Here is a 12303-nt window from a genome sequence, read left to right on the forward strand (position 1 = left end):
TGACCGTTGCGGGGTTTGTGGTTAACCACCTTTGCGGTTGCGCATAATAAACGAGGGCAGGCATTTTACGGCAAACGCTTACGAACGCCAATGCTTGTCTCATCCGGATGCACGACCTTTACATCAATACGCGGGTTCAGGTATTAAATTCTTATTTGCCGGGCTAAAAATGACCTGACGCAATATTTGTATATTCGCGCTTATGAATAATGTTGTCACAAAAGATGAGGGTGGCTACATGGATAAATTGCTTGAGCGTTTTTTACAGTACGTTTCTCTGGATACACAGTCGAAGCCTGGCGTGCGTCAGGTTCCAAGCACGGAAGGTCAGTGGAAACTGTTACGCCTGCTGCAAGCACAGCTGGAAGAAATGGGACTGGTTAATGTGACGCTAAGTGAGAAAGGGACGGTGACGGGAACCCTGCCGGCCAATGTTGCCGGCACTATTCCTCCCATTGGCTTTATTTCCCACGTCGACACGGCGCCGGATTTCAGCGGCAAAAACGTCAACCCGCAAATCGTTGAAAACTACCGTGGCGGTGATATCGCTCTCGGGATTGGTGACGAAGTGCTCTCGCCGGTGATGTTCCCGGTCCTGCACCAGCTGCTGGGGCAAACGCTGATTACCACCGATGGCAAAACGCTGCTTGGTGCCGATGATAAAGCCGGTATCGCCGAGATAATGACCGCACTGGCGACGCTGAAGGCGAAAAATATTCCCCATGGCGATATCCGCGTGGCCTTCACGCCGGACGAAGAGGTCGGGAAAGGGGCGAAGCATTTTGATGTCGCCGCGTTTGACGCCCGCTGGGCCTATACCGTCGACGGTGGCGGCGTGGGTGAGCTGGAGTTTGAAAACTTCAACGCCGCGTCGGTGACCATTAAGATCGTGGGCAACAATGTCCATCCGGGCACCGCAAAAGGGGTGATGGTGAATGCGCTGTCGCTGGCGGCACGGATTCATGCCGAAGTCCCTGCCGATGAGGCGCCGGAGACGACCGAAGGCTATGAAGGCTTTTATCATCTGGCGAGCATGAAAGGCAGCGTTGATCGGGCAGAAATGCACTATATCATTCGCGATTTTGACCGTAAGCAGTTCGAGGCCCGCAAGCGCAAAATGATGGAAATTGCCAAAAAGGTTGGCAAGGGGCTGCATCCGGATTGCTATATCGAGCTGGTGATTGAAGACAGCTATTACAATATGCATGAAAAAGTGATGTCGCACCCGCATGTCGTTGAGATTGCCCGCCAGGCGATGGTGGATTGTGATATTGAACCGCAAATGAAACCGATTCGCGGCGGCACCGACGGCGCGCAGCTCTCTTTCATGGGCTTACCCTGTCCGAATCTGTTTACCGGCGGCTACAACTACCACGGTAAGCATGAGTTTGTGACGCTGGAAGGGATGGAGAAGGCGGTGCAGGTGATTGTGCGCATCGCGGAGCTGACGGCAAAACGCAGCGCCTGATCCCGCTCCCGTCGCTCCCACAGGCCCGGTAAGGCGCGAGCCGTCACCGGGCAACCTCGGGGCTCAGTCCTCGAAGAACCAGTAGCCGCAGTTGACCAGCGCGGCAAGCATCGCGAGGAACGACGGGTCTTCCAGCGCATCGCCAAAATGTGCCGCGTTAAGCGACAGATGCGTTGCCAGCGCGTCCAGCGCCGGGCGGTGCGGCGAATTAATTTTCTCGCCGTTGACGAACACCTCGCCGTCAATACGCAATACGCGCAGCCCGCCCAGCCGCACCAGGCGATCGCCCTGTTGCAGCGCGTCGTAAATCTCATCAGGCTGATACGGTGGCTCAGCAGGAGCCACGTCCAGCTCGTGGCGGGACTGGGTAATAAACTCGCCAAACCACTGCTTAAAATGCTCGGGCTGGTTAATCAACCCCAGCATCATATCGCGCAGACGATCCAGTTCAGCCGGCAGAATATCCGCCGGATGATCGCGGGAAGGCACGTCCGGGTCGGCATAGCGCTGGCTGCCCAGTTCACGCTGCAGAATATAGTCGGCAAAACCGCTGAACAGCTCGCGGGCGTTCGGCGCGCGATAGCCCACCGAATAGTTCAGCGAGTTTTCCAGGGAGTAACCTTCATGCGGGAATCCCGGCGGAATATAGAGAATATCGCCGGGCTCCATCTCTTCATCAATGATGGCGTCGAAGGGATCCACCTGCAGCAGGTCCGGATGTGGACAGTGCTGCTTCATCGGGACTTTATCGCCCACGCGCCAACGACGTCGGCCGGTTCCCTGGATGATAAACACGTCATATTGATCGAGATGGGGGCCTACGCCGCCGCCGGGTACGGAGAAAGAGATCATCAGATCATCAATACGCCAGTCGGGGAGGGCGCGGAAGGGTTGCATCAGCGCGGCCGTCGGCTCATGCCAGTTATTCACCGCCTGCACCAGCAGTGACCAGTTGTTTTCGCTCAGGTGATCGTAGCTTTCGAAAGGACCATGGCTGACCTGCCACTTCCCGTCCTGATGGCTGACCAGGCGGCTATCGACTTCGCTTTCCATCGCCAGCCCGGCCAGTTCATCCGGGCTAATCGGGTCGACGAAATTAGCGAAGCCGCGCTTGAGGACTACCGGGCGTTTTTGCCAGTAGCGTTCGATAAAGTCAGGCCAGTTAAGCGTTAATTGATAATCCATTTTTTTATTCCACAGCAGGTGTCTGTCTGGGATTATACACGCCATGCTTCAAACTGCCTCTTTGTTGACGGCGATTGTGCTGCGCAGTCACAGAGTTTGCCCAACCGCGGCAAGCGGGGAGGTTCAGCTTTCCGTATCGTCGGGTAACTGGCGGCCAAAAACCACCTCCATGCAGGCTCCGCCGAGCAGGCTTTCACCGGTGAGGATGTCACCATCGTATTGCTCAACGATATCCCGGGCGACGGAAAGTCCCACGCCCTGGCCCGGCCGCAGCGTATCGGCGCGTTGCCCGCGATCGAATACCGCGGCCCGCTGGTTTAACGGGATGCCGGGGCCATCATCTTCCACCAGAATATGCAGGTGGTTGTCGTTGGTCTGACGCACGGAGACTTCGACAAATTCCAGACAATATTTACAGGCGTTATCCAGCACGTTGCCCATCACTTCCATAAAATCATTCTGTTCGCCGACGAAGCTTGTCTCCGGAGAGATATCGAGACTGATGTTGACCCCTTTACGCTGATAAACCTTGTTCAGCGCCGAGGTCAGCTTGTCGAGCAGCGGCGCAATCGGATGCAGTTCGCGGCTGAGCAACGTACCGCCGCTGCGCATGCTGGCGCGATGCAGATAGTAGCCGATTTGCTGTGAGATACGGCTGATCTGCTCCAGCATGATAGGCTCTGCTTCATTGAGGTCGATTTTTTCGCCGCGCAAAGAACGTAAAGTGCTTTGCAGCACGGCCAGCGGGGTTTTCAGACTGTGGGTCAGATCGGTCAGCGTGGTGCGATATTTGTCGTAACGCTCGCGCTCGCTTTTAAGTAGCCGATTAAGGTTGCTGACCAGCCGGGTCAGTTCGCGGGTGGTATTCGGGTTGAGCATCTCGCGGTGATGCTCTTCTAGCTCACGGACCTCTTTTGCCAGCGACTCGATAGGGCGCAGGCTCCACCAGGCCGCCACCCAAAGCAGCGGGATCACCAGCAGCAGATTGGCAACCAGCACGTAAACGAACCAGCTCCAGACCATATAGGAGCGTTTCAACTCGACGGGAATGGTGTCAATCACCACGATGCTCAGCTGCGGCATCTTATCGGTTGCCGGATAGATATTGATCGCCACCGAGTGGGTCATTTCTGAACCATCATCCTGCTGGCGAAGGGCGTCCAGCTCCTCCTGGAACTGATGATTGTCGCGCAGCAGCATGCTGCTGCTGTCAACGTCGGACTCGATTTCGTGGAAGCCGTTGCTTTTCAGCCATTCGGGCTGAATGCGTTTTGCCAGCCAGGCGACATCGCGCTGCATCCACAGCAGTTTGCCGTTGGCATCGTATATCAACGTAACCGTCGGGCTCTGCATGTTCAGCCTTTCGGGGATATCCACATCGATGCGATTATTTTCCCACCTTGCCAGCATGTAGAACAGGTTACTTTCGCCGCGCAGCAGGCGGAAGGTGGTTTTATCAAAGCTGACGCTGTAGCCCACTAGCGCAACCATGCCGTAGGCCAGCGACAGCACCAGCACCACAGCCGCCGTCGCCAGCAGAAAACGCACGCGTAATGAAAGCGGCAAAATATGCCTTAGCGGATTTTTCATTCGCGCAGTTCAAATAAATAGCCCTGGCCGCGCACGGTTGTAATGACGTCATGCGGGTGCTGAGTCTGAATTTTTTTCCGCAGCCGCCCCATCAGAACGTCGATGGTGTGGCTTTCGCGCAGTTCAGCATCGGGGTAGAGCTGGAGCATTAATGAATCTTTGCTGACGACTTTGCCACGGTTGCGAATCAGCGTTTCCATAATGGTGTATTCAAAGGCGGTCAGCTTGATGGGCTGTTCGTTAATCGACAGCTCGCGGCGTGACAGGTCGACCTGGAAAGGCGGAATGGAAATAACCTGTGACGCCAGGCCGCTATTACGACGCAAAAGCGCCTGCATCCGGGCTGCGACTTCTTCAATATGGAACGGCTTGGTGACGTAGTCGTCCGCCCCGGCGCTCAGCACCTCGACTTTGTCCTGCCAGCCTTCGCGGGCGGTCAATACCAGCACCGGAACCGACACGTCATGACTGCGCCAGCGGCGAATCAGCGAAAGACCGTCTTCATCGGGCAGGCCCAGATCGACAATGGCGATATCCGGCACGTGTTCACCCAGATAGTAATCGGCTTCCTTCGCATCTTCTGCTGCGTCCACCTGGTGGCCTAATTCCTGGAGCTGGACTTTCAGGTGATGGCGCAGTAAAGCGTTATCCTCAACGACGAGCACGCGCATGCCTTTTCTCCCGTTTATTTTGATTTTAAGTAGTGTAGCGCTGATTAGATATACTGAATTTAAACGGCTGTAAATGAAAGGCTTTTGTTGCAACCAGACCTGCCGTCCCATTTGCTGGCCTGCCACGTCGGTGGAGAGAGGGAGGTAGCGCCAGCGTCCGATATGTGTCCGGCAAGAGAAGGGGCATATCGTGGACATATATTGGCAAGTTTATCCTCATGTTTCCAGCCTGGCGAACACGGCGCGGATAAAACGACGCTTCAATGGGTGATGTGAGGAAAAAAGCGAACTCAGGCGTGTGGAGGGGGCATTTATCGCCCTGACGACGTTCTGGCGAATGAATGGCCGGAATGATTCCCGGCCATCTGTTTATCGGTATTCATGCACTCCTCGCTGATTCCGGCTGGAAGGCGAGGCCAGGCGCTTACTTCAGTTCATCAACCATGGTGGTGGCGCGGCCGATGTAGTTAGCCGGGGTCATGGCTTTCAGACGAACCTTCTCGTCTTCCGGCAGCGGCAGACTGTCGATAAACTGCTGCATCCCTTGCGCGTCCACGCGCTTGCCGCGGGTCAGCTCTTTGAGCTTCTCGTACGGTTTTTCGATGCCGTAGCGGCGCATCACGGTCTGGATCGGCTCAGCCAGCACTTCCCAGTTATGATCCAGCTCGTCCAGCAGGCGATCGCCGTTCAGCTCCAGCTTGCTGACGCCTTTAAGGGTCGACTGGTAAGCAATCAGCGCATAGCCGACGCCTACGCCGAGGTTACGCAGGACGGTGGAGTCCGTCAGGTCGCGCTGCCAGCGGGAAACCGGCAGTTTGCTCGCCAGATGCTGCATCATGGCGTTGGCCAGGCCGAGGTTACCTTCGGAGTTCTCAAAATCGATCGGGTTCACTTTATGCGGCATGGTGGAGGAACCGATTTCGCCGGCGATCGTTTTCTGCTTGAAATGGTTGAGGGCGATATAGCCCCACACGTCGCGATCGAAGTCGATCAGGATGGTGTTGAAGCGCGCGATGCAGTCGAACAGCTCGGCAATATAGTCATGCGGCTCAATCTGCGTGGTGTACGGGTTCCACTGGATGCCCAGCGAGGTGACGAACTCTTCGCTGAACTGGTGCCAGTCCACTTCCGGATAGGCTGCGATGTGGGCGTTATAGTTACCCACCGCGCCGTTGATTTTGCCCAGAATTTCCACCTGGTTCAGCTGACGATACTGACGCTCCATACGGTAAGCGACGTTAGCCATCTCTTTACCCATGGTGGACGGCGTGGCCGGCTGACCGTGAGTTCGGGACAGCAGCGGCACATCGCGATACTGAACCGCCAGGTCTTTCACCGCGTCGATAAGCTTGCGCCAGTACGGCAGAACCACCTCATCGCGCGCGGTTTTCAGCATCAGCGCGTGGGAGAGGTTATTAATATCTTCGGAGGTGCAGGCGAAGTGGATGAATTCGGATACCGCGTGCAGTTCAGCGATATTGGCCACTTTTTCCTTGAGGAAATACTCTACCGCTTTGACATCGTGGTTAGTGGTACGCTCGATGGTTTTGATGCGCTGCGCATCTTCAACGCTGAAGTCGGCAACGATTTTATCAAGGAAACCGTTTGCGTCGGCAGCAAAAGCAGGAACTTCCTTGATCGCTGCGTGCGCGGCTAACTTTTGCAGCCAACGTACTTCAACTTGTACACGGAATTTCAGCAAACCGAATTCGCTGAAGATACCGCGCAGCGCGCTGACTTTATCGCCGTAGCGTCCATCGACAGGGGAAACGGCGGTCAGTGAGGATAATTCCATAGATCACAACTCCGGGGTTAAATGAGCAAGAATTTGTTTGGCCTGGTTAACCAGACGATTACGAGAAAACATGAGCTGCATGCGCCCGCCGCCCACCTGGTGCCAGAGCACGGCGGCGCGAATGCCTGCCAGCAGGGAGGCGCGAACTTTGGCCTGAACCTGCGGGCTCTGCAACACGGCCGGTGAGCCGGTTACCTGAATACGCGGGCCCAGTGGGCTGATGACGTCAACATAGATGCCCGCCATGGCGCTGAGCAGGGTTTCCGATTGCAAATCGAAATGTTCCAGCTGACGGCGCAGGCCGGCAATACGGTTGCCGAGGGTATCCATCGCCCCTTTGCTCCCGTCAAGCTTACGCTCAAGCACCATCAGGCTTAACGTGTAGCGGGTCAGCTCGGCATTGAGGCCCTGACGACTGCCGCTGTTGAGTACGCCGAGCAGGGTTTCCAGCCCGAGGCGAAGATTGGCTTCACTGCCACCGAACACCGCCAGCGTTGAATCCGGGTTGAGATCGATGATGCTGTTCAGTGAAACGTGCAGGGCATCGCCGTCGCAATGGCCCTGGTGCGCCAGTTGCTGAACCAGACGGGCGGCCTGGCAGATACCCGCCAGCGCCAACGTGATGTCATAATAATTCTTCGCCACACCTACTCCTTGTAAACCGTCGGGGAGGATTTTGCCTCACCGGCGGTAAAAAACTGTCTGTCAGGACTGCAGCGGCAGACGCTGCTCGATCACGCCGCCGCCGAGGCACACTTCGCCAAGATAGAAGACCGCCGACTGGCCCGGCGTCACTGCCGCAACCGGTTCATCAAAAAGCACTTCGATGCGTTCGTCATCCAGCGCGTTTACGGTGCACGGAATATCGGTCTGGCGATAGCGGGTCTTCACCGTGCAGCGCAGAGTACCTTTGACCGGCTCGCGATCGACCCAGTGCAGCTGTTGGGCAATCAGCCCTCTGGACATCAGACGCGGGTGGTCGTGCCCTTGAGCCACAACCAGAATATTGCTTTCGACGTCTTTATCAACAACGTACCACGGGTCTTCGCTGCCTTCTTTGGTGCCGCCGATGCCGAGGCCTTTACGCTGGCCAAGGGTATGATACATCAGACCCTGATGTTCGCCGATTTCGTCGCCGTCAACGGTGACAATTTTGCCCGGCTGAGCAGGAAGGTAACGGCCAAGGAACTCGCGGAATTTACGTTCGCCGATAAAGCAGATCCCGGTAGAGTCTTTTTTCTTCGCGGTGATCAGGTCGAGATCTTCCGCTATCTTGCGCACCTGCGGCTTTTCCAGCTCGCCAACCGGGAACAGGCTCTGGGCGATCTGCTCATGGCCGAGGGTGTACAGGAAGTAGCTTTGATCTTTGTTGCCGTCGAGGCCGCGCAGCAGCTGGCTTTTACCATTGACATCGGCACGGCGCACGTAGTGGCCGGTGGCAATATAGTCGGCGCCCAGATCTTCTGCCGCGAACTCAAGGAAGGCTTTAAATTTGATCTCTTTGTTGCACAGAATGTCCGGGTTCGGCGTGCGCCCGGCTTTGTATTCGGCCAGGAACAGTTCAAACACGTTGTCCCAGTATTCTGCGGCAAAGTTAACGGTATGAAGCTCAATCCCGAGCTTATCGCAGACGGCTTGCGCGTCGGCGAGGTCGGCAGCGGCGGTGCAGTATTCCTCACCATCGTCTTCCTCCCAGTTCTTCATGAACAGGCCTTCTACCTTATAACCTTGCTGAAGCAGCAACCAGGCAGAAACAGAGGAGTCGACGCCGCCGGACATGCCGACGATCACTTTTTTTTGGCTTTCTGACATTGGAATATTCACCACATTGAACTTCAAGGCGGCATATTCTAGCACGCACGAGCGGCTCAGGCACCCCCCAGGAGCGGCCAGTTAAACGCGCCAATTAATGACAGCGGATAGCGCGGGTCCTGTTGATAGCTGCGGATGCTTTCGGCAACCAGTTGAGAGCGCAGATTTGGCGCCGTCAGGATCTGTTGCGCACTCAGCCACAGACAGCGGTCGATATCGCTGTCATGCGGTTGCGTGGCGCACGTATCGTTAAGTTCGATGGCGAACAGAAAGCGTAAAAACGGCGTATTGTCTGGCGCAATCCACTGGTGCATGCGAATAAAATGCTGGGGCGTGGCGCGAATGCCGGTCTCTTCCCACAGCTCTCGCTCGGCGGCCTGCGCCAGCGTTTCATCTGCTTCGAGGTGTCCTGCCGGCTGATTCCACAGCGCTTTGCCGTTGATGGTTTCCTCAACGATCAGAAATTTGTCTTTCGCGTGTACGACGCAGGCGACGGTGACGTGCGGTTTAAACATACTTCCCGTTCCTTGTGTGATTAGCCGACCTGGCGCCACTCGCCGTTGGCCAGTCCGTCGAGAGTATAGCCGCCCATGGCGTAACGAATAAGCCGCAGCGTGGGATAACCGACGTGGGCGGTCATGCGTCGCACCTGACGGTTGCGCCCTTCATAAAGGGTGATTTTTAGCCAGCTGGTGGGAATGGATTTGCGTTCGCGGATAGGCGGATTGCGCGGCCACAGCCAGGCAGGTTCTGCCACCCGTTCAATGCCGGCGGGCAGAGTAGGGCCATCGTTGAGCGTGACGCCAGTGCGTAGCGCGGTTAATGCGTCTTCTGTTGGCTGGCCTTCGACCTGAACATAGTAAATTTTACCGGTGCGCTTGCCGGGCTGGGTCAGCGTGGCCTGTAGTGCGCCATCGTTGGTCAGCACCAGTAATCCTTCGCTATCGCGGTCAAGACGACCCGCCGCGTAGACCCCGGAGATGGAAATAAAATCTTTCAGCGTGCTGCGTCCGGCTTCGTCCGTAAACTGCGGCAACACATCATAGGGTTTATTAAACAAGATCACGCGTTTTGGCGCGTGTTCTTTGCGTTGTCTGGCGTCTTGTTGTGAGCTGAATCGCTCAACGCGATGTTTTCTAAATGAAGTTTTCTGCATGGTATTTTCAGATCCTGACAATTGCCGCATTATAGCCTAATTACGAATGCCTTTCATGGACGCAAACATTCAGGTAGTATTGACATGCTCATCACAATTTTTTAACAAAAATATTGCTCAAACTGATTCGCGCTACAAGAAGGCGGCACGGACGCGAATCTCCGGTTAGCGGGATGACCCGGTGGCGGAGTGGGCGGATAAAGCCAACGCTCGGTTAGTGTGAAAAGGAAGAGCAGAACCAGAAGCGCTCGAAGGAGAGGTTAATGGAAAGCAAAGTAGTAGTTCCGGCGGAAGGTCAAAAAATCACCCTGCAAGATGGCAAACTGAATGTCCCTGACAACCCGATCATCCCGTTCATCGAGGGTGATGGTATCGGTGTTGACGTGACTCCGGCGATGCTGAAAGTGGTCGATGCCGCCGTTGAGAAAGCCTATAACGGCGAGCGTAAAATTTCCTGGATGGAAATTTACACCGGCGAAAAATCGACCCAGGTGTATGGCCAGGACGTCTGGCTGCCTGCCGAAACTCTTGATCTGATTCGTGACTATCGTGTTGCTATCAAAGGCCCTCTGACGACGCCAGTTGGCGGCGGTATTCGTTCCCTGAACGTTGCGCTGCGCCAGGAGCTGGACCTCTACGTCTGCCTGCGCCCGGTTCGTTATTACCAGGGTACTCCGAGCCCGGTTAAACACCCGGAGCTGACCGACATGGTTATCTTCCGTGAAAACTCCGAAGACATCTATGCGGGCATCGAGTGGAAAGCGGACTCTGCTGAAGCAGAAAAAGTGATCAAATTCCTGCGTGATGAGATGGGCGTGAAAAAAATTCGCTTCCCGGAACATTGCGGTATCGGTATCAAGCCGTGCTCTGAAGAAGGCACCAAGCGCCTGGTTCGCGCGGCTATGGAATACGTTATCACCAACGATCGCGATTCGCTGACCCTGGTACACAAAGGCAACATCATGAAGTTCACCGAAGGCGCGTTTAAAGACTGGGGCTACCAGCTGATCCGCGAAGAGTTCGGTGGCGAGCTGATTGACGGCGGCCCGTGGCAGAAAGTTAAAAACCCGAACACCGGTAAAGAAATCATCATTAAAGACGTGATCGCCGATGCCTTCCTGCAGCAGATCCTGCTGCGTCCGGCGGAGTATGACGTCATTGCCTGTATGAACCTGAACGGCGACTACATCTCTGATGCGCTGGCAGCCCAGGTTGGCGGTATCGGTATCGCGCCGGGTGCGAACATCGGTGACGAATGCGCGTTGTTCGAAGCGACCCACGGTACAGCGCCGAAATATGCTGGTCAGGATAAGGTGAACCCGGGTTCTATTATTCTGTCCGCTGAGATGATGCTGCGCCACATGCAGTGGTTCGAAGCCGCAGACCTGATCGTTAAAGGCACCGAAGGCGCCATCGCCGCCAAGACCGTGACCTATGACTTTGAACGTCTGATGGAAGGCGCTAAACTGCTGAAATGTAGCGAGTTTGGCGACGCAATTATCGCGAACATGTAATCCAGTCTCTGGGTTAAACAATAACGGGAGCTTAACAGTTCCCGTTTTTTATTAGTTTTTGAATGGTTATCAATATTTTATCAACTCAGGTTCTCAAAACCTCATTCCGAAAATCCTCATAAAGCCTCTCTTGTCCATCCCTTGCCGCGGGCATCAGGGCATGTAATGTCAGTGGGGGACGCCGGGGCTGTCGGCTTCTCTCGCCAGGGAAACCGACGTCGCTGGCGAATGGCTGACGCGATCGGAAGGCTCAATCCGCCGCAGACCGGTTCACTGAACATACCAGGGTGGCATGATCCCACCATGGGTTGCTGTTCACGCGGGTCGCAAGCACATCGAATTGCGCCTCCCTGAGCTCATTGATTAGGGCCGGGAGTGGTCTCAGCGTTCGCCAGGGCTGACCATTTTTGAGTAAATGCTGCTTCGCGGCATGATATGCCGCTCTGTCTTCCGCGTAACGAGGGGTTCCACACATCGAGCCGACGACAAATCGTCCTCCGGGTTTGAGCAATCTTCTCACCTCCGCAAAGCAGCGGCTGCGGGCATCATCAATCAGGCAATGCAAACAACTGCCATCAATAATGAGCTCAAACGCGGCATCCTGACATTGGTGGATATCACCGACATGACCGACAAGAAAGTGTGCTGAAAGACCGATGCGCTGAAAACGCTCTTCTGCCCATCTGATGGCGGTTTCTGATAAATCTATCCCCCACACAGCAAATCCCTGTTCGGCAAGATACTGCGCGGCCATGGCTCCGTTCCCACACCCCAATTCAAGTACCGGCGCGCCGGGACGAGGCAGGTGGTGATGTAAGTTGAGCCAGTGAAAGATCTGCTCCTGCTGTTTTTTAGCCCTGAGATAACCTTCTCCAGCCCAGGCGGTAGCGCCATTAGCCCGCAGTTGCCGATACGCTTGTTCATAGGGATTCATAGTGAAAATGCCTTTTTGCCAGCGACCATAGGCGCCAGTTTATACGCCATAGGGCTATGGGATGAAGCGTTTGTGTAGCGAAAATAGCCTGCGCAGCATGCAATAACAGGGCTGCATCCGGCACACCTGTATCATTTTCCGCTCGTAGCGTCCGCATGTTCCTTGCGCAAAAAACTGA

11 protein-coding genes are annotated in these 12303 nt (G+C 55.5%); 2 read left to right on the forward strand and 9 right to left on the reverse strand.

Annotation, left to right across the window (positions count from 1 at the left end; translation table 11 throughout):
* The first annotated feature begins 238 nt into the window (after window positions 1-238).
* Complete coding sequence (pepT, locus tag FNY10_RS05010) at window positions 239-1468, forward strand: peptidase T (protein WP_131050553.1); 1230 nt, start codon at window positions 239-241, stop codon at window positions 1466-1468.
* A gap of 63 nt (window positions 1469-1531) precedes the next feature.
* Here pepT and FNY10_RS05015 read toward each other — a convergent pair whose 3' ends face one another.
* The 8 genes from FNY10_RS05015 to rluE all read right to left on the reverse strand — a co-directional run bounded on the left by FNY10_RS05015 (window position 1532) and on the right by rluE (window position 9707).
* Entirely contained in the window at window positions 1532-2653 is a 1122-nt protein-coding gene (locus FNY10_RS05015) for a cupin domain-containing protein (RefSeq protein ID WP_131050551.1), read from the reverse strand.
* 123 nt (window positions 2654-2776) lie between these two features.
* Window positions 2777-4243: a two-component system sensor histidine kinase PhoQ gene (phoQ, locus tag FNY10_RS05020; protein WP_100684897.1), complete on the reverse strand. Its 1467-nt coding sequence runs from the start codon at window positions 4241-4243 to the stop codon at window positions 2777-2779.
* Window positions 4240-4914: a two-component system response regulator PhoP gene (gene phoP, locus FNY10_RS05025; RefSeq protein ID WP_032688316.1), complete on the reverse strand. Its 675-nt coding sequence runs from the start codon at window positions 4912-4914 to the stop codon at window positions 4240-4242. The genes phoQ and phoP overlap by 4 nt, the downstream gene beginning before the upstream one ends.
* Window positions 4915-5338: 424 nt before the next feature.
* Window positions 5339-6709: an adenylosuccinate lyase gene (gene purB, locus FNY10_RS05030; RefSeq protein WP_160703782.1), complete on the reverse strand. Its 1371-nt coding sequence runs from the start codon at window positions 6707-6709 to the stop codon at window positions 5339-5341.
* A gap of 3 nt (window positions 6710-6712) precedes the next feature.
* Window positions 6713-7354, reverse strand: coding sequence for a high frequency lysogenization protein HflD (hflD, locus tag FNY10_RS05035; RefSeq protein ID WP_100684899.1), 642 nt, complete (start codon window positions 7352-7354; stop codon window positions 6713-6715).
* A gap of 60 nt (window positions 7355-7414) precedes the next feature.
* Window positions 7415-8521 carry a tRNA 2-thiouridine(34) synthase MnmA gene (gene mnmA, locus FNY10_RS05040; RefSeq protein WP_141964882.1) on the reverse strand — a complete coding sequence of 369 codons (1107 nt, stop codon included), beginning with the start codon at window positions 8519-8521 and terminating at the stop codon, window positions 7415-7417.
* 56 nt (window positions 8522-8577) lie between these two features.
* On the reverse strand, window positions 8578-9036 hold the full coding sequence (locus FNY10_RS05045) for an NUDIX hydrolase (RefSeq protein WP_100684901.1): 459 nt from the start codon (window positions 9034-9036) through the stop codon (window positions 8578-8580).
* Between the two features lie 20 nt (window positions 9037-9056).
* Entirely contained in the window at window positions 9057-9707 is a 651-nt protein-coding gene (gene rluE / locus FNY10_RS05050) for a 23S rRNA pseudouridine(2457) synthase RluE (RefSeq protein WP_131050549.1), read from the reverse strand.
* 233 nt (window positions 9708-9940) lie between these two features.
* Between rluE and icd the strand changes: the two genes are divergently transcribed.
* Window positions 9941-11191 (forward strand): NADP-dependent isocitrate dehydrogenase, encoded by a 1251-nt coding sequence (icd, locus tag FNY10_RS05055; protein ID WP_100684903.1) that lies wholly within the window; start codon window positions 9941-9943, stop codon window positions 11189-11191.
* Between the two features lie 250 nt (window positions 11192-11441).
* Here the strand turns inward: icd and FNY10_RS05060 are convergent, their stop codons facing one another.
* Complete coding sequence (locus FNY10_RS05060; protein ID WP_160703780.1) at window positions 11442-12125, reverse strand: class I SAM-dependent methyltransferase; 684 nt, start codon at window positions 12123-12125, stop codon at window positions 11442-11444.
* Between the last annotated feature and the right edge of the window lie 178 nt (window positions 12126-12303).

It is taken from the genome of Klebsiella sp. Lac1 (assembly GCF_009825425.1).
GTDB classification, from domain to species: domain Bacteria; phylum Pseudomonadota; class Gammaproteobacteria; order Enterobacterales; family Enterobacteriaceae; genus Klebsiella; species Klebsiella electrica.